Consider the following 24,432-nt stretch of genomic DNA (forward strand, 5'->3'; position numbering starts at 1 on the left):
CCGACGCCCTCTACGTCGGCGCCAAGTACGAGCAGCACGACAGCAAGATCGACAGCGGCTACGGCGCCGACGGCGACGCGGCCATGAACTTCTATGCCGGCTATAACATCGGCAAGCACACCATCAAGGGCATGATCGCCGACGTCGACAACTACGGCGAGACCATCTACCACCTCGGCTACGACTATCGGCATCGCGACGACCTGAAATTCTTCGCCGAGGTCTACAGCGAGGAAGAAACCGCCGCCATTACGACGAAGTATGGTGGTCTCGCCGAGACCTGCTGGAGCTGCAGCGGCGGCCAGGTCTTCGCGGTCGGTCTGCGCTACGACTTCGGCGCCCCCTAGCCTACCGGCCTATGCCCGAGGAGCCGGCTATGCACGGACGCACCGGCGCCTCGGGCAAGACTCGCTCTGCCGTTCTAGAGGCGTAAGTCCCTCCGCCCAGCGTCGAGCTGCGCGCGATGGCGGCTCGGTCCCGCACACCACTTGGCCGGGTCTTGTGGCCGACCGTCCTTGCGGACGGCGAAGTAGAGAACGGGCTCGGCGCGCCCGCCGCTATTTCCCGTGAGCGCGATCGGCTCGCCGGTCGAGACCCACTCGCCGACCTCCCGCAGCAGGGCCTCGTTGTGGCCATAGAGCGTCATGTAGCCGTCGCCGTGGTCGAGCACGATGAGAAGGCCGAAGCCACGCAGCCAGTCGGCATAGAGCACGCGCCCGTCGCTCACGGCCTTGACCTCCTCGCCCTCTTCCGCGGCGAGCAGGACGCCATCCCAGTCCAGATCCGAGTCTTCCTTGCGCGTCCCGAAGCCGGCGAGGATGCGGCCCTCGAGAATCGGCCAGGCCAAGCGGCCTTTGCGCGCCGGGAAGGGATCGTGGTCGATATCCAGCTCGGCGCTGATCTGCGCCCTCTGGCGCAGATGCTTGATCAACAGCTTCAGGGATTCCGCGTCTTGATTCAGGACGTCGAGCGTCTCGCTGCGGCTCTGGATGGTCGCCTCGAGCTGCGCGAGGACCTCGGCGCGCTGCTCCTTCGCCGCGACCAATTGTTGCCGCGTCGCTTCTTGACTGCGCGCGAGCTCGGCGAGCCGCGCCGCCGCGGCCGCGGCGGCGAGTGCCAGCGCGGCCAGCCGCGCGGCGGACCGCTGCACCCCCAGGATGCGCCGCAGACGCTCGCGGTTGAAATAGGCGAAATAGGACATGACGCGGCTCGCCTGGGTCGGATCCTCCTGATTCAGCAGCAGCCGCAATCGATCGGCCCGCCCCATGACATAGGCCGTGCGCAGCAGATCGGCGAGCTGATCGACCTCCTCGGCCAGGACGCGGCGCTCCTCCCGCTGGCGCGCCCGGAGCTCGGTGGCAACGCCCTGACGCTCCGCGACCAGACGCTCGAGCTCGCGGTTGGCCAGGGCGAGCTCGGCGACATTCTTCTCGAGCGCCTCCAGCTCGGCGATCAGCGATCGGCGGTCTTCGCGACGCTCGCCGAGCTCGCGGATGAGCGTGTCGACGCGCCCCTCGATCTTACCGAGATCGCGCTCGCTCTCCTGGAGCTTGGCATCGACGTCTCCCTCCCCGAGAGCGCGCCCGGGCGCAAAGAGCAGCATCGCGACCAAGCCAAAGGGAACGAGCGCGCGATGCGACATCAGGCCGGGCAATGAGGCGCGGCCTCCCTTCGCCCAGCCTCGGACGGAGCATGCGCGAGCCCGAGAAGAAAGACCAAGCCTCGATACCATTCCAGATCCCGAAATACCCGCTGCCTCGGGCACTAGCGCCGACGACTCAGGCAGTTATGCAGACGCGAGTGCTTCGCACCCGGGGAGAAAGAGTTTATTATTGTATGGTGATAAGTCGATCAGATGCGATTCCATGGTAAGCGACCTCAGGCATCCCTCCCACCCGGTCTTGAACCTGCCCGAGGGCGGCGGCGGAGACGTCGATCTCTTCGCGGACGACGCGGACATCGAGCGGGCTTCGCGGTCTCTTAAGGCCATGTCGCACCCATTGCGGCTGAAGATTCTCTGCACGCTCGGAGATCAGGAGATCAGCGTGCAGGAGATCGTCGACCATGTGGGAACCTCGCAGAGCAACATCTCCCAGCACCTCGCCATCCTGCGCGACAAGGGAATCCTCGCCTCGCGCAAGGATGCGAATCGCGTCTACTACAGGGTCAGCGATTCCAGGACCCTGCAGCTGATCGGCATGATGCGTGAGGTCTTCTGCCACCACACGCGCTAGGCGTCCAACGCTCGCCACGTCTTCGGCGTTCCACTCATCCCAGATTCAGTGATCGCCAGGGTGACGCCGAAGCCCTCGATCCTTATACTTCGGCGCCTTTGGAGCCCCGGGCCGCATAGGCGCCTCGAGCTGCGTTCGCAGTCCCCACGCCGATGCGCTGCCTCTTCGCATCTATGCCCGAGCCCATGCGTGGCGCCACAACCCTGAGTGAGACAGCATACCAATGTCCCTAGCCCAGCTTGTCGAGTTCGTTGGAAATCATTGGCTCTTGTTCTTGGCCCTTGTCGTCGTTCTCGGGCTGCTGACATACAACCTCATCGTTGGCAGCAAGGGAAGCGTCGGCCCATTGGAGGCCACCGAGCTCGTGAACCACCGCGACGCGGTCGTCATCGACGTTCGCCCAGCCGCGGATTTTACCAAGGGACACATCATCAACGCCCTGAATCTCCCGATGAATGGCTTCAAGAACCAGATGGCGACCTTGGGCAAGTACAAGGGGCGTCCGATCATCGTCAACTGCCGATCTGGATCCCAGTCATCCGTGGCCTGCAGCCAGCTCCGCAAGGCTGGCTTCGAGGAAGTCTACAATCTGCAAGGCGGCATCATGGCTTGGGAGGCCGCAAGTCTGCCGTTGACGCGCAAGAAGCGATGACCTGCTGCGCATGGATTCGAGTCGTCTCGCCCGAGCGACTCGCTTCACTCCAGTCACCTTCTTCACTCTAGCCATCTTTTAGGAGCCGGCATGGCCGAACAGCAGAACAGCAACCAACGCCAATTCTCAGTACAGCGGGTCTACACCAAGGACGTCTCTTTCGAATCGCCCAATGCGCCCGAGGTCTTTCGCGGCGAATGGAAGCCCACCCATGAGCTGAACCTCAACACCAAGATCGACAAGCTGGACGAGACCACCTACGAGGTTGTCCTCCACGTCACGGTCTCCGCAAAGGTCGGCGACAAGACCGCCTTCATCGTCGAGGTTCAACAGGCTGGGATCTTCACCGCCGCGAGCTTCTCGGAAGAGGAGCTCGGCCCGCTGCTCGGCGCCTACTGTCCGAATCTCCTCTTCCCCTATGCGCGCGAAGTCGTCTCCGACCTGGTCGTCAAGGGCAGCTTCCCGCAGCTTGTGCTGCAGCACGTCAATTTCGATGCGCTTTTCGCACAGCACCAGCAGCAAGCCGCGGCGCAGGGTGAAGGCGGCGAGAAGCCGAGTCAGCATTGAGCACAGAGCCCTCCGCCAAGGTCGCGCTGCTCGGACCCGGCTCCTGGGGGACGGCGCTCGGCCTCCTGCTCTGCCGCAACGGCCATCGCGTTCGGCTCTGGGGGCATGAGGCCGCACAGGTCGAGGCGCTGAGGCGGGATTCCGAAAACACCCAGTTCCTACCTGGCTTTCCGTTTCCGTCCACCATGATGGCGACGGATTCGCTGGATGAGGCGCTGGAAGACGCAACCGACTGTCTGGTCGTCGTCCCCAGTCACGCGTTCAGACAGGTAGTGACTCAGCTGGCCTCGCGGCTGCCGCCGGAGATGGGCGTCGCTTGGGCAACCAAAGGGCTGGAGCCCGCCACCGGACAGCTCCTTCACACGGTCGCGCAAGGGGTCCTGGACAACCGCCCCCTAGCGGTCGTCTCCGGCCCCAGCTTCGCCACCGAGGTCGCGAAAGGGCTGCCGACAGCCGTCTCGGTCGCATCCAACGACGGGCGCTTCGCGACGCGGACTGCGCGCCTGCTGCATGGCGGTCGCTTCCGCGCCTACACCAGCGAGGACATGATCGGGGTGGAGATCTGTGGCGCGGCCAAGAATGTCCTGGCGATCGCCACTGGGATCGCCGACGGCCTGGGCTTCGGCGCGAACACGAGAGCGGCACTCATCACACGCGGCCTCGCGGAGCTGATCCGCATAGGTACCGCCTTGGGCGGCCGGCCGGAGACCTTCACCGGGCTTGCCGGCATCGGCGATCTCGTCCTGACGTGTACGGACAATCAGTCCCGCAATCGCCGGCTGGGCCTGGCACTTGCGAGCGGCCAGTCGGTCGACGAGGCGAAGGCGGTCATCGGTCAGGAGGTCGAGGGAGTCATCACCGCACAGGCCATTCATCGGCTCTCGGAGCGGCTCGGCATCGAGATGCCGATCGCCAGCCAGGTCTATCGGGTCCTCTGTGAGCAAGTCTCGCCTCAGGAGGCCACACGCGCCCTCTTGGAGCGCGAGCCAAAGCCCGAGTTCGGCTGACTCACGGCTCGACAGGGCGACCCTGGGCGCCTTGAAAGCCCAGTTGCCGCCAAGCCTCGTAGGCCAGCACCGCGACCGTGTTCGCGAGGTTGAGGCTGCGGTTCCCCGGACGCATGGGCAAGAAGAGGCGCTGCTGCTCCGGCAGTCCCTGGAGTACGGCATCCGGCAAGCCCCGCGTTTCCGGACCGAAGACGAAGGCGTCTCCAGCTTGGTAGGAAACCCTTGTGTAACAGCGGGCTCCCCGCGTGCTGACGCCGAATAGCCGAGGCTGCTGCAAGGCATCCAAGCAAGTGCCGAGCGATTGATGAACGCGGACGTCTGCCCACTCGCGGTAGTCGAGCCCGGCCCGACGCAGCAAGCGGTCATCGAGCGAAAAGCCCAGTGGCTCGATCAAGTGCAGACGAGCACCGCTGTTGACGGCGAGTCGCATCACGTTGCCCGTGTTGGGCGGGATTTCAGGCTCGTAGAGAATCAGCTCGAACATCGTGTTGGTCTTTGACTTGACGCTCGCTGGCGGATCTGTTGACCGCTTTTCCCAGTTGCGTGCTATATTAAGAGATCAGTATCTACTGAAAACCTATTGCATCATCAGCCCACTTTATGATGGGGGGGACACCTTCATGAGCGATATCGCCGCGCTGAAAAAAGAGAAGCAGGAACTGATCGACAAGATGCTCGAGATGCAAAAACAGTTCATCGATTACGAGCACCAAAATGGCGTCTCGGGCAAAGACTATTGGGCGTCGTCCGACGGCATGCTCGCGAACTATCGCCAAGAGTACATGGATATGGCGAATCGCGTCGTCGATCTCGCCCACGAGATCGTCGGGTCCGCCCGTGTCTGAGGGCTGATTGGGCGACCTCTTCCTGAAGAGGCTCTCCTGAGCAGACGAAGCCCGCGCCATCGCGGGCTTTTTCATGTCCGGCACCTCGCGCGTGCCGCTAGACCCCTAAGGCGATTGCCGGAAATTCTTATACCAGGTGGCGCCGGATTGAGGTCCGCCTTCAAGGAGCGCCGCCAGGAGCATCGCTGGGCGATGTGACTGGCGGGGCGACACAGAAGGCGGGCGTCAAGACAAGCCAGATGGTATGGGAATTGACAGAAATCGCCTTAGCCCCTAAGCGTCCGGGCGGATGTGCTCGATGTACTTCGGGGTATCCTTCATCTCCAGGCGAATTGCGGCCCCACTCACGATCAGCGAGGCCTCCATTCCTTGCAGCTGCAAGCGGCAGCCGACCCTTCCGCGACTCTCCAGGGGGACCGGAATCATGTCGCGATAGGTGTAGATGTTGTCCTCGATATCGCCACCCGCACAGACTTGCGGACCCGTCGGCACAGGGACTTCGGCCTCCGCCTCGTCGATCACCAAGACGCCCGCCTGCCACCAGCGCGTCTTTTCCAACGAGCCGGTCATCGTCTTGATGAGATAGGCCCGCGCGAAGGTCAGCTCGAAGCGACCCTCCGCAAGCCTGATGTCGGAGATTTCCGAGTCTCTTAGGTCAACGCTCATCGTATCCACGCAAATTTCCTCAATGACATCAGCTGGCTCATTCCACGTCGGAGGCGAGCGCAGCGGCCGATGATGGGCCGAGCCACTAGCGCTAGGACCGCGCTTCACTCTCAGTGTGCTATCGCGCTAGGTTGCGATCCCAGCATTGATGTGGGGGCCATCAGTGCTGGGAGTGTCTGCCTCCAGGCCGACACCTCTTGACCTAGAGGCCAACACTCCCGGCGTTACCCCTGCCTGCAGCATAAGATGGAACGGCGGACTAGGAGGCCGGCAGGTCCTCCCGCTCGCCATCTCCCTCCAACCGCAGCTCCTTGATTTTACGCGTCAGGGTGTTGCGCCCCCACCCCAGAAGTCGCGCGGCTTCCTGGCGTCGCCCCCCAGTGTGCTCGAGGGCAGTCTGGATGAGGATCTGCTCGAAGGCCGGCAGGGCGGTATCGAGCAGGGCCTCGTTGCCCTGCTTGAGGGCGTTCCGCGCCCAGCGACGAAACACGCTCTCCCAGGGCTCGTCGCGCGCCTGCTCGACGGACGGCGCACTCAGCTCGGGCGGCAGATCTTCGGCGTGGATCTGCTTGCTGGACGCCATGACGGTGACCCAGCGCGCCGTGTTCTCGAGCTGGCGGACGTTACCTGGCCAGTCCAGGCGCTGGAGGTGATCGATGGCATCCTGGAGCAGCACCTTGGGCTCGCAGCTCAGCTCTTGAGCGGCTTGGGCGAGAAAATGCCGCATGAGCAGGGGGATATCCTCGCGTCTGTCTCGCAAGGCCGGCAGCTGGATGCGGATGACATTGAGACGATGGAAGAGATCTTCGCGGAATCGCCCCTGACGCACCAGCTCGTCGAGATGCTGGTGGGTTGCGGCAATGATACGCACGTCGACCTTGATCGGGGCCAAGCCGCCGACGCGATAGAACTCGCCGTCGGCCAAGACCCGAAGCAGACGAGTCTGCAGCTCGGCCGGCATGTCGCCGATCTCGTCGAGGAAGAGGGTGCCGCCGTTGGCCTGCTCGAAACGCCCTTCGCGACGCGTCTGAGCACCAGTGAAGGAGCCGCGCTCGTGGCCGAAGAGCTCGGACTCCAGGAGATCCCTGGGGATGGCCGCCATATTGAGCGCGATGAAGGGGCCATCGCTCCTCGGGCTGTGACGGTGCAAGGCATGGGCGACCAGCTCTTTTCCGGTGCCTGACTCGCCATTGATCAGCACCGTGATGTTGGAGCGGGCGAGCCTCCCGATGGCGCGGAAGACATCCTGCATGGCGGGGGCCTCGCCGATGATGTCCGTGCCCTGAGGGACTGTGGCCTCCTCCGCGCGATCGTCGCGACCGCGCCGACAGGCGCGCGTCACCTGCGACACGGCCTCGTCGAGGTCGAAGGGCTTGGGCAGATACTCGAAGGCGCCGCCATGGAATGCCGAGACCGCACTGTCGAGATCTGAGTGGGCGGTCATGATGATGACCGGAAGCCCCGGGTAGCGATCCGAGACTTGGCGCAGCAGCTCTAGCCCATCGATCCCCGGCATGCGGATGTCGGTGAGGATGACGTCCGGCTGCTCGCGCTGCAGCGCTTCCATGACGCCGACACCATTGGAGAAGCAGGTGACGTTCATCTCGGCCTTGCGGAGTGCGCGATCCAGCACCCAACGGATCGAGCGGTCATCGTCGATGACCCAGACGTTCGGCTCCCTATGCATCTTCTCGCTCCAAGGGCAGATAGACGAAGAAGGTCGTCTCGCCGGGACGACTCTCGCATTCGATCAGGCCCGCATGCTGGTTGATCAGCTCCTGCGCGATCGGCAGCCCCAGTCCGGTGCCGCCCTGATGTCCGGATACCATCGGGAAGAAGATCTGATCGCGGAGCTCGTCCGGAATCCCGGGGCCGTCGTCCCGAACCTGGGCCTGAAGAACCAGGCGATGGCGGCGATTTCCGATGGTGAATTGACGCAGCACCCGCGTCTTCAGCTCGACGTGACCTCGGACGCCCGCGGCGGCAGCCGCATTGCGGACGATGTTGAGAAAGGCCTGGATCAGCCGCTCCTGGTCGGCGATGAAGTCGGGGATGCTCGGATCATAGTCGCGGATGACCGCCGGGCCGCGGGGGAATTCGGCCAAGATGAGGCCACGTACATACTCGAGGACGTCGTGGATGTTCACCCGCGCGCGGCGGGGCATGAGATTCGGTCCGATCATCCGATTCATCAGAGACTGCAGACGATCCGCCTCGTCGATGATGATGCGGGTGTACTCGCGCAGGGAGGGATCGGGAAGCTCCCGCTCGAGCAGCTGCGCGGCGCCGCGCAGCCCGCCGAGCGGATTCTTGATCTCATGCGCGAGACCGCGAATCAGGGCTTGAGTCGCCTGATGCTGCGAGAGAAGCTGCTCCTCACGGGTGATACGGAGCTGACGATCGACCTGATAGAGCTCGACCAGGATCTCCGCGTCCGCATCGAAATGGTGCAAGGGAAGCACGGTGCAGTTCACCGTTTTGGTGCGCGCATCCGCTACCCGGACATTGATCTCGCGCTCGGTGAAAGGATGACGTGACGTCATGGCCTCTGTCAGCCGCTTTTCCGCATGATCGTCCGGACAGGGAAGTACGGCGGAAACATGCTGTCCAACGAGGTGCCGGGAGCTGACTTCGAACAGAACCTCCGCCCCTGGGTTGATGTACTTCAGATATAAGTGCTTGTCGAACAACATGACGGCGGTGTTCAGATGATCGAGAATCATCCGCTCAAGAGCCGGAGTGGCCGCTAGAGTCGTCATCGAGCTGATTCCAAATGAGGTGACTGCATTGTTTGGGTCGTTGACGCCATCGCCAAGCGCGCCGAATCGCCACGGTCGACGACGATCGCGCGGCAAGGCGCAGGGCACAATCCTGAGCTAGGCGAGCCCTGGCCAGTCACGGAAGGCAATAAAAGTACCAGAATTAGCTGGCAACGCGTCCGAGCTTGCTCACAACGCGCAATCAGGAGTTGTGCGGGCTCAGGCGCCCGTCCGGGACGGGATCAGCGCAACTGTCCCGGCTCGTCTGGTTTTCGAACGTGGAATCGGCGCGGTGCGGACTGGGCGACGACGCTGCCATTCTCACCCGTGACGCGGACCTGCAGACGGTGACTGCCAAGGGCGGTGCCGGTCAGCCGAAATTGCGTCGCACCACTGGCGACGGTCAAAGGGGCCTCGTCCAGCAGGATCGCCATCTGGTGCCCTTCCATGAGGGAAGGATTGACCATCAGGCTCACGGGCAAGCCAGCGTCTTGCTGTGTCAGGGTCTCATTGGCGGCAGGAGCGATGATGTCGAGCGCCGAATAGGGGCCGAGAAATTCGACATCTGGAGAATCCGGCTGGGGGAGAGCAGGTGCGGGAGCATCCGCATCAGTCTTGGGCGCAGTCGAGACCTTCTCAGAGCCTTGATTCCAGCGATCGGAGAAGTGCACCCGTCCAGCTTCATCAACCCAGCGATAGATCTCGGCGGAGCCGACGGACGGGGCCAAAATGGCGGCGATGATCAAGCATGGTCTGATCATAGCGAGAGCATAATCGACGCCAATCGCCAGAACAACAGGATGGGGGTGCCGTTCGGCCGACAATCTGCAAGCAGCAGACGCTGCAGCAATTGGATGGAGGAAGAGAAGCCTGTGAGGGCAGGCGCTTCCCTGCGCCTGCGGCCGGAGGATCCTGCGCGACCGCGTTGCCCTTAGAGGCTGGTCCGCCTTACAGACTGTAGTACATATCGAACTCGACGGGGTGAGTCGTCATGCGCAAACGCGTGACTTCATCCATCTTGAGCGCGATGTAGGCGTCGATGAGGTCATCGGTAAAGACGCCGCCGGCAGTCAGGAAGTCGCGGTCCTTATCCAGCGACTCGAGCGCCATCTCAAAGGAGGAGCAAACTGTCGGGATCGACTTGGCCTCTTCCGGGGGCAGATCGTAGAGGTCCTTGTCCATCGCATCGCCCGGATGGATCTTGTTCTGGATGCCGTCCAGACCAGCCATCATCATTGCAGCGAACGACAGATAGGGGTTGCCCATGGAATCCGGGAAGCGGACCTCGATACGACGACCCTTGGGGCTGGCGCAGTGCGGGATGCGGATGGATGCGGAGCGGTTGCGCGCCGAGTAGGCCAGCATGACCGGGGCCTCGAAACCTGGGACCAGCCGCTTGTAGGAGTTGGTCGAGGCGTTGGTCAGCGCGTTCAGTGCGCGCGCGTGCTTGACGATGCCACCGATGTAATAGAGCGCGGTGTCGGAGAGACCACCGTACTTGTCACCAGCGAAGAGGTTCTGGCCATCCTTGCTCAGGGACTGGTGAACGTGCATGCCGTTTCCGTTGTCACCGACCAGAGGCTTGGGCATGAAGGTGACGGTCTTGCCGTAGGCATGCGCCACATTGTGGATGACGTACTTGAGGATCTGATTCTGGTCGGCGCGGGCGACCAGGGTGTCGAATTTGGTGCCGATCTCGCATTGTCCGGCGGTTGCGACCTCATGGTGGTGCACCTCGACCGGAACGCCCATCTCTTCGAGCGTCAGACACATGGCCGCGCGCAGGTCGTTCAGGGAATCGACCGGCGGGACCGGGAAGTAACCGCCCTTGACGCCGGGACGGTGACCCATGTTGCCATCGGGGAAGACGCGCTCGGAGTTCCAGCCAGCCTCTTCGGAATCGACCTTGTAGAAGGCGCCGCCCATGTCCGCGCCCCAACGGACGTCGTCGAGGACGAAGAACTCTGGCTCGGGACCGAAGAAGGCGGTGTCGGCGACGCCGGTCGACTTCATGTAGGCCTCGGCCCGCTTGGCCAGCGAGCGGGGATCGCGCTCGTAGCCGGTCATGGTCTCGGGCTCGAGGATGTCGCAGCGGATGATCAGGGTGTTCTCGTCGGAGAAGGGATCCATGACGGCCGTATCTGCCTCTGGCATCAGGACCATGTCGGACGCCTCGATGCCCTTCCAGCCGGAGATCGAAGAGCCGTCGAACATCTTGCCGTCCTTGAAGAGATCCTCATCGACCACGGTTGCAGGCATGGAGACATGCTGCTCCTTGCCGCGAGTATCCGTGAAGCGAAGATCGACGAACTTCACTTCATTGTCTTTGATCATCTTAATGACATCAGTCATTGAATAGTCTCCGATGCTGTTTCTACAAAGCTGGACCGGCTGAGTCCGACGCGCCGCCTCGGACGACGAAATCGCCCGCAGCCCACGCATTCGGCGCCGGAGAGTACCAGGTCGTGGATCGCGCTGCACGATTCGTCAAAACAACCTCACGAATCCTGCAAGGCATGGAATGATGCCCCGACGCTTGGGTCGGGGCATGCGGAATCGGATAGCGCATTCACTGCCTCGCAGCGCGCATGCAACGAATACGCCAGCGGGCGTCGAGGGGATGGCACCCGCCTCAAGCGCGGGCATGATTCAGCTGGGATGAGGAAAAAATTCGCTTAGACAAAGAGTTGCTGTCGATCCAGAGATGGGCGCGTCGTCACTGCGGCCTTCCCGAAGGATTCGGGTACGAGTGATCGCACCCATAAGTCGTAAGGACGCCGGGCAAAACGCACCAAATAGATGCGCCAACAAGCATTACGCACCATATCAGCGCAGCTATCAGCCGAAGTAGACGCGAATCTGCCGAAAGGCGGCATCCTGCTCCAATGCCTCCTGCAGGGCGTCACGCAGCCCTTGTGGGTCCGCTCCCTCGCGCAGGCAAGCCGTGATCGGGAAGTAGACATCCACGTCGATGCTGCAAGCAAGGTAGTGCAAGATGATGCGCTGACGCTCGTTGGCCGCCGGGATTCCAGACCAATGCGATGCCAGCCGCGCGAGTGCCTCGGCGCGCAGGGGGAGCGACGGGCATGCTGGGGCGATCTCGTCGTCCTCGGGGTCGATATGGACGGTCACATCCGTCATCTCGTCGATCTCCCGCTTCAGACGCTGCTCGACCAGGACGCTGATCATGTGACCCTCCGAGACACTTATGTCGGGATCGACCAGGACGTGCACGTCAGCCGACGCCTGGCCGCCTGAGCGGCGCGTCCGCAGCATGTGGATGTCGCGGACGCCGCCAACGGAGCGGATGGTCTCCGTCACCTCCGCGAGACGCTCGGACTCCAATCCGGTATCCACGAGCTCGTTGGTCGCCTCCCAGCCGAGCTCCCAGGCGATCTTGGCGATCATGAGGGCCACGATAACCGCGGCGATGGCATCCAGATAGGGAAGTCCCGCCATGGTACCGACAATGCCGACCAGGACGACGATGGAGGAAACCGCGTCTGTCCGGTGATGCCAAGCATTGGCCCGCAGGAGATCCGAGCGGACCCGCTTGGCATAACCCAGCGTCCACCAATAGAGCCACTCCTTGGCACCGATCGAAAGCAGTGCGGCGGCCATTGCGAGGGCATCCGGCCTAAGCAGCTCGGTTGGGTTGAAGAGCCTCTTGGCGGCATCCCAACCGATACCAAGGGCGACGGCGAGGAGCAGAAAGCCGAGGACCAGGGTTGCAACCGTCTCGTATCGGGCATGGCCATAAGGGTGGCTCTGGTCCGGTCCTTGGTTGGCGTGATGCCCGGCGAAGAGCACCAGGATGTCGGATAGGAGATCGGAGAGCGAGTGGAGTCCGTCGGCGACCAGGGCCTGAGAGTGACCCAGTATGCCGGCAATGATCTTGACGGCCGACAAGAGTAGATTCACCACCGCACCCACGACCGCGGTTCGGGTCACCGCTTTGCTGCGGTCGATGGACGAAGGTTGATCGGAGGTCACGTCGAAGGCTCCATTGATGCGCACCGGACAGCCGTTCAGTATACGCCAGGAGCATTGCCCAAAGTCGGCCGGAAAGCGCTTGGCTCCTCGGGAGGCGCGCCGATGCGCCCGGCAAGGCCAGGTGTGCGCTCGGGCGTCGATCATCCTTTGGCCCTCACTTTCTTCTGGCTCCCAGGCTCCAGCATCGCGTCGCGCGACGGACCGCAAGAGCGGCTGGGCTGGATTCCTGGGCTGCGGCCTGGGTAACGAGCGAAGCACGGCCGGGCGTCCCGCGTCAGAAGTGGCAGATGGAGCGGACGCCGGACCAAACGATGGCCAAGACCTGCGCTCGCAAGACAGGACACCCAGCTCGCCCCGAGATCAAAAGATTCGGATGCGCAAGCCGGATCCCAGATGCTGCGCTGCCGCGCCACGCCCCGGCAGCGAATGCGCCGACCGAATATACTGTCGGGTTTTACTCATCACCTCGTCGCAGGAGTCCATTTTGAGTCTCGAATCGGAGGACCTCTCGACCTTTCAAGGTCTTATCTTCGCGCTGGAGCGCTATTGGGCCGAGCATGGGTGCGTCGTCGTTCAACCCTATGATATGGAAGTCGGGGCTGGAACCTTTCACCCATCCACCTTTCTGCGCTCCATCGGGCCGGAGCCTTGGCGCAGCGCCTACGTCCAGCCCTCGCGCCGGCCGACCGACGGCCGCTATGGGGACAATCCCAACCGGCTGCAGCACTACTACCAATACCAGGTGGTCTTGAAGCCGTCGCCGCTCGAGATCCAGGACCTCTATCTCGGGTCACTCGAGCGGCTCGGGATCGATCCTCTAGTTCACGACATCCGTTTCGTCGAGGACAACTGGGAATCCCCGACGCTCGGGGCCTGGGGCCTCGGCTGGGAGGTCTGGCTCAACGGCATGGAAGTCACGCAGTTCACCTACTTCCAGCAGGTCGGTGGGCTCGATTGTCGCCCTGTGACCGGCGAGATCACCTATGGTCTTGAGCGCATCGCGATGTATCTCCAGGAGGTGGAGAGCGTCTACGACCTGGTGTGGAGTCGAGGCTCAGGGTCCGTCGTCACCTACGGGGACGTCTTCCATCAGAATGAAGTCGAGCAATCCACCTACAACTTCGAGATCGCGGATACGGATGCGCTCTTCCACCAGTTCGACACCTGCGAGCGCATCGGCGCCGAGCTCGTCGAGCGAGGACTCCCCCTGCCGGCTTACGAGCAGGTCCTCAAGGCATCCCACACCTTCAATCTGCTGGATGCAAGGGGCGCGATCTCGGTGACCGAGCGGCAGAGATTCATCTTGCGGGTGCGGACCTTGTCACGGGCCGTCGCCCAGGCCTACTACGAAAAGCGGGAAGCGCTGGGTTTTCCCATGCTGCAGTCTTGACCAGGGGATGATGTTGGACACACGCACTGACCTACTCATCGAGATCGGGACCGAGGAGCTTCCTCCCGTCGCACTCCCGACGCTCTCGAAGGCATTCGTCGATAGCTTTCAGTCGCAGCTCCAGACGCCGGGGATCGCCTTCGATTCCATCTAAGGATTCGCGGCGCCGCGACGACTCGCATTGCTGGCCCGCGGCGTCGAGCGACGTCAGCCGGATCAGGAAAGCCTGCGGCGAGGACCCGCGCTCAAGGCGGCATTCGACGCCGACGGCCAGCCCACGAAGGCCGCGCTTGGATTCGCGCGCTCCTGCGGTGTAGAGATCGAGGCGCTCGGCCGCGAAGAGGGCGACAAGGGCGCTTGGCTCGCCCACCGCAGCGTCACAACCGGCAAGGAGACGGCGAGTCTGGCGCCGGAGATGACGGAGGTCGCCCTAGGGGCACTGCCCATTCCGAAGCGCATGCGCTGGGGCGACCGATCGGAAGAATTCGTGCGGCCGATCCACTGGGTCTGCATGCGGCTCGGCTCTGAGCGCCTTCCCGGAACTGTCCTCGGTGTCGAGACCCTGGACCATAGCTTTGGACACCGCTTTCATCATCCAGGCCCAGTCATGCTGGAGCAGGCGACGGACTATGCGGAGGCCCTGCGGACCAAGGGCTTTGTCGAGCCTTCGTTCGAGGCAAGACGGGAGCGCATTCGCGGCCAGGTCCTGGCGCTCGCCGCGGAGCATGGTTTGAAGGCGCGCATCGAGGATGGGCTGCTCGACGAGGTGACAGCCTTGGTCGAATGGCCGCAGCCTCTGCTGTGCAGCTTTGACGAGCGCTTCCTCGACATCCCGCCCGAGGTGCTCATCGAAACGATGCAGAGCAACCAAAAGTACTTCCCGCTTGAAGACGAGACGGGGGCTCTGCGGTCGCAGTTCATCGCGGTCGCGAACATCGCCAGCCGTGAGCCGGATCAGGTCAAGGCCGGCAACGAGCGGGTCATCCGACCGCGCTTCGAGGATGCCGCCTTCTTTTGGTCGCAGGATCTGAAGCAGCCGCTGGCCGATCTCGCCCCGCGGCTCGAGAGCGTTGTCTTCCAGGATAAGCTCGGGACCCTCGCCGAGAAGAGTCGCAGGGTTGCACAGCTGGGCGTTGAGCTGGCCGGTGTCTTGGGGACAGACGCCAGTCTGATCGAGCGAGCGGCTCATCTAGCCAAGTGCGATCTCGTGAGCGCCATGGTGTTCGAGTTCCCGAGCCTTCAAGGCACCATGGGGCGTTACTACGCCGAGCGCGCTCGCGAAGATCCCTGTGTTTGCGCGGCGATGGAAGAGCAGTACATGCCGCGCTTCGCGGGAGATCGGTTGCCAGTCACCCCTTGCGGGATCGCGCTCGCGCTCGCCGACCGGCTCGATACCTTGGTCGGCGTCTTCGGAATCGGGCTCAAGCCGACCGGGACCAAGGACCCCTATGGGCTGAGGCGTTCATCGATCGCAGTGCTGCGCCTACTGATCGAGACGCCGCTCGATCTGGATCTCGCGGCACTTCTGCGCAAGGCCGCGCGTGGCTTCCCGGCAGGTCTGCTGGGCGAAGATGTCGTCGAGACCGTGCTCGGGTACACGACGGATCGGCTGCGCGGCTATTACGGGGACCAGGGCGTGTCCTTCGATAGCGTCGAGGCGGTCATCGAGACTGGCGTGACCAACACCTGGGATTTGGATCGCCGCGTCAAGGCCGTCGCGGAGTTCCGCCAGCTGCCGGCGGCGGAGAGGCTGGCTGCCGCCAACAAGCGGATTCGAAATATCCTGGCGAAGGCGGAAGTCGGACCGGGGGACGCAGGTGCCGTGGATGAAGATCTCCTCGGCGACGCTGCCGAGGTTCAGCTCGCGGCCCGGATCAAGGCACTCGAATCCGAGATCGCACCACTGGTGACAGAGCGGGATTACGTGGGCGTGCTCGGAACCCTCGCGGGCCTCAGGGAGGATGTCGATCGCTTCTTCGACGAGGTGATGGTCATGGCGGACGACGCGTCGGTGCGGCGCAATCGGATCAGACTGCTCCAATCGTTGTCCGGCCTCTTCTTGCAGGTCGCGGACATCTCCAGGCTACAGTGAGGCAGCCCCCATCCTCCGCGGGGCGCCTTGTGATCCTAGACCGGGATGGGGTCATCAATCATGACTCAGATACCTACGTGAAATCGGTCGGGGAATGGACTCCCATCCCGGGAAGTATCGATGCCATCACCAGGCTCTCACGCTCGGGATACCGGGTCGCTGTGGCGACCAATCAATCTGGGCTCGCCCGCAGCCTCTTCACCCATGCCGAGCTCAACGCGATCCATCGGCAGCTGCACGCGCTATTAGCGACACAAGGCGGGAAGATCGAGTTGATCGCCTTCTGCCCGCATGGCCCGGATGCCGGCTGCCGTTGCCGCAAGCCGGGGCCTGGTCTACTGGAGGAGATCGCGGGACGATTCGGCTGCTGTCTCGAATCCGTCCCTTTCATCGGCGATTCCATCAGCGACGTCAGAGCCGCTCGCGCAGCCGGGGCGTCTCCCTGGCTGGTCAGGACCGGCAAGGGCGAGCGGACGCTCGCGGGCTCGAGAGGTCGAGAGCTGGCGGATGTCCCTATCTTCGCCGACCTCGGCGCGGCGGCTCATGCCCTTCTCACCGATCAAGGATATCTATGATCTTTCTTCGCTCGCTGCTTTACCAAGTGGTTCTGATCCTTTCCAGCTTGTTTTTCTCGATCATCATACTTGGGGTGAGCATCCGGCCGGCGCTCGCGCGCTGCGATCGCGTTGCCAAATACTGGGGACTGACGAATCTCTGGGCGCTCAGGACACTCTGTGGATTGAGCTATCGGATCAGGGGGCTAGAGCATCTCCCAGACGAGCCGATCGTCCTCCTCTCGAAGCACCAGTCGGCATGGGAAACCATCGCCTTTCGCGCGATCCTTCCGGAGCAGCAATCCTGGGTGCTGAAGCAAGAGCTGACGCGCATCCCCTTCTTCGGCTGGGCACTGATGCGATGCGGCCCGATAGCGATCGATCGCTCGGCCGGACGGCGGGAGATCACCAGGCTCGTTCAGGAAGGTACGGAGCAGCTGGGCTCTGGCCGAAACGTCGTCATCTTTCCCGAGGGAACACGAGTCGCGCCTGGGGCGCGGCATAGCTATGGTGTCGGTGGAGCCCTCTTGGCTGCGCGGAGCGGCCGACGGGTCGTTCCGATCGCGCACAACGCGGGGGTGTTCTGGGGACGGCGCAGTTTCGTGAAGCGGCCTGGCGTAATCGATGTGATCGTCGGCCCGGTTATCGAGACCCAAGGTCGCAAGGCAACGGAAATCAATGCCATGACCGAAGACTGGATCGAAGGAGCGGTCGCGGAGCTACCGAGCGCCTAGTTTCGCCCCACGCAGGATGGTGGGGGTGGCTGGAAACGTCGGGCGTGGGTTGATGGGCAGTCGACTAAGGTGATTTCCGGGAAACAGATTCCCCGATGGGCAAAGCGCAGCGTGCCCATCGTCCGGGCGCCTGAGCGACCTGGGTGGGCACGCCCCACAAACGTCTTCCCCATGCGCGCCGGCGTGCCAGGGGCTTTGCCCATCCTACTGGAGGCGCTGTCTGGGTAGGATCATCTCAGGAAATCACCTGATTGTTCGGAAGCCCCCGGCCGAAGGGGCGAACCGCCAGCTGCATGCACCCAGCGGCTTTGTGTCGCGTCTTCCCCTTCCTAACGCCTCCCCCCATGTGAGCCCAAGAGGTCCCCACTGGATGGCGAGTTGGCTGATCTCGAAAAGCTGACCGCTAAAGGCAGGGGGCTGACAGCTCCCTTTTTTGGCCAAGCGCCTTGAGGGAGTGGTGACAGAATCGAGCGCCGGCCCCTAGGACTGAAAGCGCTCGATCTGATTCGTCTCAGACGTCCAAATTCTCCACGCTCAAGGCGTTGCGCTCGATGAACAAACGGCGCGGCTCGACTTGATCCCCCATCAAGGTCGTGAAGATCTGATCGGCGGCGACAGCATCCTCAATGGTGACGCGCAACAGGCGACGGGAGTCTGGGTTCATCGTGGTTTCCCACAACTGCTCCGGATTCATCTCGCCAAGGCCCTTGTAGCGTTGGATGCTATAGCCGCGCTGAGCCTCCGCAAGTAGCCAACGAATGCCCTCCCCGAGATCGCGAATTTCTTTGCGACGCTCGCCCCTCTGGACGTAGGCACCCGGCTGAATCAGACCCTCGAGCTTTTCGCCAAACTCTCTGAGCTTGACATAGTCAGCCGTGTGGAAGAGCTCGAGTGGGATGATGCGGGTCTCCGGGATACCGTGGATGAGGCGCACTAGCTCGAGATGCGCCGACTTGTCCGACGAGGTCCCCGCGAGGCGCAGACGATAGCTCAGCGAGATGGAATCCTCGACGTTGAGGCCGGACTCGATCGTCTTGCACCAGGCTTCGAGCCGATCGGGATCCGCAAGGATCTCATCGGTCACCGGGGCGGAGCGAACGAGCTCTTCCAAGAAGGCCGCATCGTAGCGAGGTGCCAATCGCTTCACGATCGCCACGGAGATCTGATAGTCCTTGGCCAGGGCTTCGAGGGCGGTGCTGGCCAAAGGTGGGGCCTCCGAAGTCACGTGCAGCTCCGCACCGTCGAGGGCACTTTGCAGCATGGCGCCGTTCAAGGCGGACTCATCGAGCAGATAGTCCTCCTGCTTACCCCGCTTGATCTTGAAGAGTGGTGGCTGGGCAATGTAGATGTGCCCACGCTCCACCAGCTCTGGCATCTGGCGATAGAAGAAGGTGAGCAGTAAGGTCCGGATGTGGGCACCGTCGACGTCCGCATCGGTCATGATGATGATACGGTGATAGCGAAGATTGTCGGGGTTGTACTCCTCGCGACCGATGCCACAGCCGAGCGCGGTAATCAGCGTACCGACCTCCGCGGATGAAAGCATCTTGTCGAAACGCGCCTTCTCCACGTTCAGAATCTTTCCTTTCAGGGGCAAAATCGCCTGAAAGGCGCGATCACGTCCCTGCTTCGCCGAGCCGCCAGCGGAATCACCCTCGACCAGGTACAGCTCGGAGCGCGCGGGATCCTTCTCCTGGCAATCCGCCAGTTTCCCGGGCAGGCCTGCGACGTCCAGGACACCCTTGCGGCGCGTCATCTCCCTGGCCTTTCTGGCTGCCTCTCGAGCGCGCGCGGCCTCCAGCATCTTGTTGGCGATGACCTTGGCCTCTGCGGGCTGCTCCTCGAGGAACCGATCGAGATGCTCGACGACGAGGGATTCGACGACGGCCTTCACCTCGGAGGAGACGAGCTTATCTTTCGTCTGAGAGGAGAACTTGGGGTCTGGAACCTTGACGGAAAGGACAGCGGTCAGGCCTTCGCGTGCGTCATCGCCGACAGGCCTCACCTTTTGATTGCGATCCAAGGCTTCGCGCTCGATGTAAGAGTTCAGCGTCCGGGTCAAGGCGGCACGCAGACCCGCGAGATGGGTGCCACCATCCCGCTGGGGGATGGTATTGGTGTAGCAGAAGATGGTCTCCTGATAACTATTGTTCCACTGGATCGCCAGCTCGACGGAGATACCCTGTCGCTCTCCCGTGAAGTAGATGACCGTGGGATGCACCGGCTCCTTGTTCTTGTTGAGGTGCTCGACGAAGGCGCGGATCCCGCCTTGATACTCGAAGGTGTCGCTCCGCCCGGACGCCTCCTCGCTCAGCGTGATCCGTACTCCGGAGTTCAGGAAGGAAAGCTCGCGCAGGCGACGTGCAAGAATGTCGTAATGGAAATCGAGATTGGAGAAGATCTCGGAGGAAGGGTAGAAGCGAATCTCGGTTCCAGTCTCGGGGGTCTCCCCGACAACCCTCAGGGGATACTGAGGAGCGCCGAGTCGATACTCCTGCTCATAGAGGGATCCGGCGCGGTAGATCTTGAGATAGAGGCGCTCGGAAAGGGCATTGACGACCGAGACGCCGACCCCATGCAGCCCGCCAGACACCTTGTAGGAGTTGTCGTCGAATTTACCTCCTGCGTGCAGAACGGTGAGGATCACCTCTGCAGCAGAACGGTTCTCCTCCGCATGGATATCCGTGGGGATGCCCCGCCCATCGTCGAGAACGGAGACTGAGCCATCGCTGTGGAGGGTGACAGTGATGCTCGAGCAATATCCTGCCAAGGCTTCGTCGATGGAGTTGTCCACGATCTCAAACACCATGTGGTGTAGACCGGTTCCATCGTCGGTATCGCCGATGTACATCCCGGGGCGCTTGCGAACAGCATCCAGCCCTCGGAGCACCTTGATATTCGTAGAATCGTACGTCATGGGAGGTCGAAGAATGGTGAATGGAGCATTGACGAGGGGCCGCCGAAAAAGCCCGACGGCAATCAGCGCAACCGGCGAGGATGTTGCCGGATGGGGCGATGAGATCGGCCTCGTGTGGGCGAACGGCGGATGGCTCTCAGGACGCCCCATTATACGGGAAGGCGTGAATTTACGCCTAAATGATTGATACGCCGGAGATTCAGGCGGCAGGAGAGGAAGGGCGGAGTAAGGAGAGGAGCTAGGTGAGGACTGACCGGATATCGCCATGTTCCACGTGAAACATGGCAGTCTCACGGCCCAAGAGCGGAGTGTAGGCCCTGGGACGCACGGCAACACCTGTCGCCAGAATCTGGCTTCTGGTGCTGCTCACGAGTGCCCATAGCAGGCTTGCCGTTTCTTCATCGAGCTCGCTTGCCAAGTCGTCGAGCAACAGCACCGCAGCTTCGCACCCAGCATCGATGTGGACGCGCTCGGCCGCCAATTGCAGGAGCGTCACCACGACCTTCGCTTGGCCGCGCGAGAAAACGGCCCTCTCCGAGCCGCGGGCCAGATAGACGTCCGCCCGCGACGGACCGACCACAGAAAATCCTCGGCGGATCTCTTGCGCGCGATGTCGCACGAGCAAGGCCCCGAGATCCTCCCCCGACCATCCGGGGGCGTACCGAAGATCGCAGCCATCGAGAAATTCAAAGTGGCGAGCGAGCTCTCGGAAGGCAGCCTTCCAAGCGCGCACGAAGGCCTCTCGAAAGGCATGCAGCTCATGCGACGCCTCAACGAAGGGGCTATCCCAAGCCTCGACCTGCCCGGTTGGTGTCCTGAGCTCCGCGTTGCGCTGAGCTAGGATGCGGCGATAGCGCCGATGGCTCGCCCCGAATCGAGGTTCCACGTGGAACACGCCAAGATCCAGAAAGCGCCTCCTCAGCTCCGGCGACCCTTCCAGAAGCATTTGTGGATTCTCGCTCACGAGCTTGACCCGAAACGGAAACCCCGCCGAGCCACCGTCCAGCCAGCTGATTGGGTCCGTCTCCCGGCGCATCCCCTCTCGGTCACGCTCCACCCGAATCCTTCCAAGCTCACCCTCCCGCGTTTCCACATCCCCGCGGATCAGCATCCGTTCCGCCCCCCTCGCGCAAACCGGCCCTGCTTTCAGCCCCCGGAAGGTCTTGCCCCGCGCCAACAGATAGGCTGCCTCCAAGAAGGTCGTCTTGCCCGCTCCGTTCGCCCCGGTCACCAGCCATGCGGACGCATCCGTCTCCACCATCACTCGCCCCAGGTTTCTTAGCGAATGGATCTCCAGGGCTCGCAGACCGCCAATATGCACCTCTCCCCGATCCACCTCGAATCCGATCAGCCACCCCTACCTAGATCCTCATGGGCATGACGACAAAGGTCTCGTCCTCCGCACCCTGCCCCCGCCAAATCGAGCTCTTGTTGTCCACTTGGAATCGAATCTCGACCGCTGCTGCGTCGATCGCCCCCAGGACATCCATCATGTAGGCGACGTTGAACGCCACAGAAACCGGCTCTCCCTCGTAGTCGATCTCGATCTCCTCTTCCGCTTCCTCCTGCTCCGGATTATGCGCCAGCAGCTTTAGCATCCCTTTCGCAAAGCTCAGTCGCACGCCCCGGTACTTCTCGTTCGACAGGATCGCCGCCCGGGACAGGCTCCGACGCAGTGCGTCCTTATCGAGGATCGCGGCTTCTCCAAGATCCCTGGGGATAACGCGCTCGAACTCCGGATACCTGCCATCGACCAACTTCGAGGTCATGGTCGTCTGGCCCATCAGAATCCGAATGCTCTTCTCGCCGAGGCTCAGCCGGACGCTGTCCTCGGACCCGCCCAGCTGCCGTCTTAGCTCCATCACGGTCTTGTTCGGAATAATGACTTGCCTCCCCTCATGCATCGCCAAATCCATTGCCGCGACGAACTTCGCCAGGCGATGCCCGTCCGTTGCCACCGTCTTGACCATCGAGCTGCTCAGCTCGACCAGCAGACCATTGAGATAATAGCGAACGTCTTGCTGAGCCATCGCGAAGGCCGTCTTTTCCAGCATCCGCTTGAACTGTCCCTCTTCGATCTCGAAATCGAAGCCGTCTTCCTCGATCTCCATCGCGGGAAATCCAGACGCAGCGAGATAACCGAGCGAAAACCGTCCTCGCCCCGCCGTCACCACGCATCGCTCGTCCTTGACGCGCAGCCGGATATCCGCACCTTCCGCGAGATTCCGACAAATGTCCGCCAGCTTTCGGGCTGGCACCGTGGTCTCACCTTCTTCCGTGACCTTTGCACGTAGCTCCGTCTTCACCTCCACTTCTAGGTCGCTCCCGGCGAGCGTCACGGTTTCACCATGCGCGACGATCAGCAAGTTCCCAAGGATCGGAAGGGTTTGACGTCGCTCGACGACCCCAATGACTTTGCTGATGGCTGGCAGAAAGACTTCGCGGTTCGCGACGAAATCCATGGGCATCTCCAATAACAAAGAAGATAAATATAAAGATTGTAATGATAAGGGCTGTGGAAAACCCCGAAAACTCGGTAAATCGCAGTCAAAACAGCACGCTAACCGAACCTGAGGGTCTGGCTATCCGCTGCCAAAGCTGTGGATAACTCTCGGCTCCTCGAACCGCCCAAATCCGCGCACACCTTTTCCACAGCTAAGAGGTCAGTATTCTCAACAGGTTCTTGTAGTCTTCTTCGACCCCGGCATCGCTCTCGCGGAGACTCTTGACCTTGCGCGTCGCGTGTAAGACCGTCGTGTGGTCCCGGCCCCCGAATGCATTCCCGATCTCCGGGAGACTGTGCTTGGTGAGCTCCTTAGCCAGCGCCATCGCGATCTGGCGTGGCCGCGCGAGCGAGCGGCTGCGTTTTGCGGAGAGAAGGTCGGATGTCCGGAGCTTGAAATACTCCGCGACCGTCTTCTGGATGTTCTCGATGGTGACTTGCTTGTCCTGCGCCGCCAGCACGTCGCGCAGTGCGTGCTTGGCGAAATCAAGCGTGATGGGCTTCCCTGTGAATTGCGCGTTTGCGACCAGTCGGCGAAGCGCTCCCTCGAGCTCGCGGATATTCGAGCGGATCCGCCGGCCAACGAAAAAGGCGACATCCTCTGGCAGCTCGATGCCAAGCTGGCTCGCCTTGCAGTGCAGGATCGCCACGCTGGTCTCCAGATCCGGAGGGTCGATGGAGACCGTCAGGCCCCACCCGAACCTCGATCTGAGTCGCTCCTCGAGTCCGACCACCTCCTTCGGGAAGCGGTCGCTCGAGAGGACGATCTGCTGACGCGACTCGAAGAGCGCGTTAAAGGTGTGGAAGAACTCTTCCTGCGAGCGCTCCTTTCCAGCGAAGAACTGAACGTCGTCGATCAGGAGGGCGTTGACCGAGCGATAGCGCTTCTTGAACTCCTCGATCCTGTTGTGCTGCAGCGCCTTGATCATCTCGGCGACGAACCGCTCCGAGTGCAGATAGATGACACGGGCCGATGGATTCGAGGCCAGAATGATGTTCCCCACCGCGTGCATGAGATGTGTCTTGCCCAGACCCACTCCCCCATAGATGAAGAGGGGGTTGTAGGCCGTGCCTGGATTCTGAGCAATCTGCATGGACGCCGCTCGGGCGAGCTGATTGGACTTGCCTTCGACAAAGGTGTCGAAGGTGAAGTCGACGTTCAGATTGGCGGCCGCGCGGCGCTCTTGCAGGTCCGCTATGGAGATGCCCTCATCGAAGCCCCCCATCTGTGCTTCCTCGCCATCCTCTCGATCGAATCCGCCAACGTCGAACCGAACCTGCCCGACGGTGCCGTCGCTGTACTGGGCGCAGAGGTCGAGAAGCCGTTTCGCGTAGTGTTTCTGCGCCCACTCCAGGACGAACCGATTCGGTGCCAGCAGTCTTAGCTCTCTGCCATCGACCCGTGCTTGCAGTGGCAGAATCCAAGTGTTGAATTCCGCGGACGTAAGCTCTCCCTTGAGCTGTCTGACGCATTGATCCCACAAGCCAAAAGATATTCCCGACATTCGTCGTCCCGTCT

21 protein-coding genes and 2 pseudogenes are annotated in these 24,432 nt (G+C 62.3%); 11 read left to right on the forward strand and 12 right to left on the reverse strand.

Annotation, left to right across the window (positions count from 1 at the left end; genetic code table 11):
* Positions 1–347, forward strand: a pseudogene (locus G3446_RS16260) (porin); the annotation flags it as partial.
* Positions 348–421: 74 nt separating this feature from the next.
* On the opposite strand, the gene G3446_RS16265 reads toward G3446_RS16260, so the two are convergent.
* Positions 422–1,654 carry a murein hydrolase activator EnvC family protein gene (locus G3446_RS16265; RefSeq protein ID WP_245232551.1) on the reverse strand — a complete coding sequence of 411 codons (1,233 nt, stop codon included), beginning with the start codon at positions 1,652–1,654 and terminating at the stop codon, positions 422–424.
* Between the two features lie 211 nt (positions 1,655–1,865).
* On the opposite strand from G3446_RS16265, the gene G3446_RS16270 reads away from it, so the two are divergent.
* The 4 genes from G3446_RS16270 to G3446_RS16285 all read left to right on the forward strand — a co-directional run bounded on the left by G3446_RS16270 (position 1,866) and on the right by G3446_RS16285 (position 4,460).
* Positions 1,866–2,234, forward strand: coding sequence for an ArsR/SmtB family transcription factor (locus G3446_RS16270; RefSeq protein WP_164453886.1), 369 nt, complete (start codon positions 1,866–1,868; stop codon positions 2,232–2,234).
* A gap of 223 nt (positions 2,235–2,457) precedes the next feature.
* The gene (locus tag G3446_RS16275; RefSeq protein ID WP_164453887.1) at positions 2,458–2,886 is read left to right on the forward strand and encodes a rhodanese-like domain-containing protein; all 429 of its coding nucleotides are present in this window, start codon (positions 2,458–2,460) and stop codon (positions 2,884–2,886) included.
* A 90-nt stretch (positions 2,887–2,976) separates the two neighbouring features.
* Entirely contained in the window at positions 2,977–3,453 is a 477-nt protein-coding gene (gene secB / locus G3446_RS16280; protein WP_164453888.1) for a protein-export chaperone SecB, read from the forward strand.
* A complete protein-coding gene (locus tag G3446_RS16285) occupies positions 3,450–4,460 on the forward strand; it encodes an NAD(P)H-dependent glycerol-3-phosphate dehydrogenase (protein WP_164453889.1) in 1,011 nt (336 codons plus the stop codon). Before secB ends, G3446_RS16285 begins: the two co-directional genes overlap by 4 nt.
* Before the next feature lies 1 nt (position 4,461).
* On the opposite strand, the gene G3446_RS16290 is transcribed toward G3446_RS16285, so the two are convergent.
* On the reverse strand, positions 4,462–4,944 hold the full coding sequence (locus G3446_RS16290; RefSeq protein WP_164453890.1) for a tRNA (cytidine(34)-2'-O)-methyltransferase: 483 nt from the start codon (positions 4,942–4,944) through the stop codon (positions 4,462–4,464).
* 136 nt (positions 4,945–5,080) lie between these two features.
* Here G3446_RS16290 and G3446_RS16295 point away from each other — a divergent pair, with 136 nt between their 5' ends.
* A complete protein-coding gene (locus tag G3446_RS16295; RefSeq protein WP_164453891.1) occupies positions 5,081–5,305 on the forward strand; it encodes a hypothetical protein in 225 nt (74 codons plus the stop codon).
* 273 nt (positions 5,306–5,578) lie between these two features.
* Here the strand turns inward: G3446_RS16295 and G3446_RS16300 are convergent, their stop codons facing one another.
* The 6 genes from G3446_RS16300 to G3446_RS16325 all read right to left on the reverse strand — a co-directional run bounded on the left by G3446_RS16300 (position 5,579) and on the right by G3446_RS16325 (position 12,723).
* Positions 5,579–5,971, reverse strand: coding sequence for a hypothetical protein (locus G3446_RS16300; protein ID WP_209262470.1), 393 nt, complete (start codon positions 5,969–5,971; stop codon positions 5,579–5,581).
* A gap of 259 nt (positions 5,972–6,230) precedes the next feature.
* A complete protein-coding gene (gene ntrC, locus G3446_RS16305) occupies positions 6,231–7,658 on the reverse strand; it encodes a nitrogen regulation protein NR(I) (protein WP_164453893.1) in 1,428 nt (475 codons plus the stop codon).
* The gene (gene glnL, locus G3446_RS16310; protein WP_280818835.1) at positions 7,651–8,694 is read right to left on the reverse strand and encodes a nitrogen regulation protein NR(II); all 1,044 of its coding nucleotides are present in this window, start codon (positions 8,692–8,694) and stop codon (positions 7,651–7,653) included. Before glnL ends, ntrC begins: the two co-directional genes overlap by 8 nt.
* A 278-nt stretch (positions 8,695–8,972) precedes the next feature.
* Positions 8,973–9,554 carry a DUF4124 domain-containing protein gene (locus G3446_RS16315; protein ID WP_164453895.1) on the reverse strand — a complete coding sequence of 194 codons (582 nt, stop codon included), beginning with the start codon at positions 9,552–9,554 and terminating at the stop codon, positions 8,973–8,975.
* Between the two features lie 124 nt (positions 9,555–9,678).
* Positions 9,679–11,082 (reverse strand): glutamate--ammonia ligase, encoded by a 1,404-nt coding sequence (gene glnA, locus G3446_RS16320; RefSeq protein WP_164453896.1) that lies wholly within the window; start codon positions 11,080–11,082, stop codon positions 9,679–9,681.
* A gap of 486 nt (positions 11,083–11,568) precedes the next feature.
* Positions 11,569–12,723 (reverse strand): cation diffusion facilitator family transporter, encoded by a 1,155-nt coding sequence (locus tag G3446_RS16325; protein WP_342450139.1) that lies wholly within the window; start codon positions 12,721–12,723, stop codon positions 11,569–11,571.
* A gap of 484 nt (positions 12,724–13,207) precedes the next feature.
* On the opposite strand from G3446_RS16325, the gene glyQ reads away from it, so the two are divergent.
* The 5 genes and pseudogenes from glyQ to G3446_RS16345 all read left to right on the forward strand — a co-directional run bounded on the left by glyQ (position 13,208) and on the right by G3446_RS16345 (position 17,493).
* Positions 13,208–14,113 carry a glycine--tRNA ligase subunit alpha gene (glyQ, locus tag G3446_RS16330; protein ID WP_164453898.1) on the forward strand — a complete coding sequence of 302 codons (906 nt, stop codon included), beginning with the start codon at positions 13,208–13,210 and terminating at the stop codon, positions 14,111–14,113.
* Between the two features lie 7 nt (positions 14,114–14,120).
* Positions 14,121–14,267 carry a hypothetical protein gene (locus tag G3446_RS28990; RefSeq protein WP_342450140.1) on the forward strand — a complete coding sequence of 49 codons (147 nt, stop codon included), beginning with the start codon at positions 14,121–14,123 and terminating at the stop codon, positions 14,265–14,267.
* Positions 14,268–14,282: 15 nt separating this feature from the next.
* A pseudogene (glyS, locus tag G3446_RS16335) lies at positions 14,283–16,205 on the forward strand (glycine--tRNA ligase subunit beta); the annotation flags it as partial.
* Entirely contained in the window at positions 16,202–16,780 is a 579-nt protein-coding gene (gmhB, locus tag G3446_RS16340) for a D-glycero-beta-D-manno-heptose 1,7-bisphosphate 7-phosphatase (protein ID WP_164453899.1), read from the forward strand. The pseudogene glyS and the gene gmhB, both read left to right, overlap by 4 nt.
* Entirely contained in the window at positions 16,777–17,493 is a 717-nt protein-coding gene (locus G3446_RS16345; RefSeq protein ID WP_164453900.1) for a lysophospholipid acyltransferase family protein, read from the forward strand. Before gmhB ends, G3446_RS16345 begins: the two co-directional genes overlap by 4 nt.
* Positions 17,494–18,004: 511 nt before the next feature.
* Here the strand turns inward: G3446_RS16345 and gyrB are convergent.
* From gyrB to dnaA, 4 genes are all read right to left on the reverse strand, one after another.
* Positions 18,005–20,410, reverse strand: coding sequence for a DNA topoisomerase (ATP-hydrolyzing) subunit B (gene gyrB, locus G3446_RS16350; protein WP_164453901.1), 2,406 nt, complete (start codon positions 20,408–20,410; stop codon positions 18,005–18,007).
* Between the two features lie 238 nt (positions 20,411–20,648).
* On the reverse strand, positions 20,649–21,731 hold the full coding sequence (recF, locus tag G3446_RS16355) for a DNA replication/repair protein RecF (RefSeq protein ID WP_164453902.1): 1,083 nt from the start codon (positions 21,729–21,731) through the stop codon (positions 20,649–20,651).
* A 40-nt stretch (positions 21,732–21,771) separates the two neighbouring features.
* A complete protein-coding gene (gene dnaN / locus G3446_RS16360) occupies positions 21,772–22,872 on the reverse strand; it encodes a DNA polymerase III subunit beta (protein WP_164453903.1) in 1,101 nt (366 codons plus the stop codon).
* Between the two features lie 193 nt (positions 22,873–23,065).
* Entirely contained in the window at positions 23,066–24,418 is a 1,353-nt protein-coding gene (gene dnaA, locus G3446_RS16365; protein WP_164453904.1) for a chromosomal replication initiator protein DnaA, read from the reverse strand.
* Positions 24,419–24,432: the final 14 nt, after the last annotated feature.

This window comes from Thiorhodococcus minor (assembly GCF_010820565.1).
GTDB lineage: Bacteria > Pseudomonadota > Gammaproteobacteria > Chromatiales > Chromatiaceae > Thiorhodococcus > Thiorhodococcus minor.

What these genes read in the sequence shown, in the direction of transcription:
- G3446_RS16270 (WP_164453886.1), top strand. Translation starts at nt 1,866, where the DNA reads ATGGTAAGCGACCTCAGGCATCCCTCCCACCCGGTCTTGAACCTGCCC.
- G3446_RS16275 (WP_164453887.1), top strand. Translation starts at nt 2,458, where the DNA reads ATGTCCCTAGCCCAGCTTGTCGAGTTCGTTGGAAATCATTGGCTCTTG.
- secB (WP_164453888.1), top strand. Translation starts at nt 2,977, where the DNA reads ATGGCCGAACAGCAGAACAGCAACCAACGCCAATTCTCAGTACAGCGG.
- G3446_RS16290 (WP_164453890.1), bottom strand. Translation starts at nt 4,944, where the DNA reads ATGTTCGAGCTGATTCTCTACGAGCCTGAAATCCCGCCCAACACGGGC.
- G3446_RS16295 (WP_164453891.1), top strand. Translation starts at nt 5,081, where the DNA reads ATGAGCGATATCGCCGCGCTGAAAAAAGAGAAGCAGGAACTGATCGAC.
- G3446_RS16300 (WP_209262470.1), bottom strand. Translation starts at nt 5,971, where the DNA reads ATGAGCGTTGACCTAAGAGACTCGGAAATCTCCGACATCAGGCTTGCG.
- ntrC (WP_164453893.1), bottom strand. Translation starts at nt 7,658, where the DNA reads ATGCATAGGGAGCCGAACGTCTGGGTCATCGACGATGACCGCTCGATC.
- glnL (WP_280818835.1), bottom strand. Translation starts at nt 8,694, where the DNA reads ATGATTCTCGATCATCTGAACACCGCCGTCATGTTGTTCGACAAGCAC.
- glnA (WP_164453896.1), bottom strand. Translation starts at nt 11,082, where the DNA reads ATGACTGATGTCATTAAGATGATCAAAGACAATGAAGTGAAGTTCGTC.
- G3446_RS28990 (WP_342450140.1), top strand. Translation starts at nt 14,121, where the DNA reads ATGATGTTGGACACACGCACTGACCTACTCATCGAGATCGGGACCGAG.
- G3446_RS16345 (WP_164453900.1), top strand. Translation starts at nt 16,777, where the DNA reads ATGATCTTTCTTCGCTCGCTGCTTTACCAAGTGGTTCTGATCCTTTCC.
- gyrB (WP_164453901.1), bottom strand. Translation starts at nt 20,410, where the DNA reads ATGACGTACGATTCTACGAATATCAAGGTGCTCCGAGGGCTGGATGCT.
- dnaN (WP_164453903.1), bottom strand. Translation starts at nt 22,872, where the DNA reads ATGGATTTCGTCGCGAACCGCGAAGTCTTTCTGCCAGCCATCAGCAAA.
- dnaA (WP_164453904.1), bottom strand. Translation starts at nt 24,418, where the DNA reads ATGTCGGGAATATCTTTTGGCTTGTGGGATCAATGCGTCAGACAGCTC.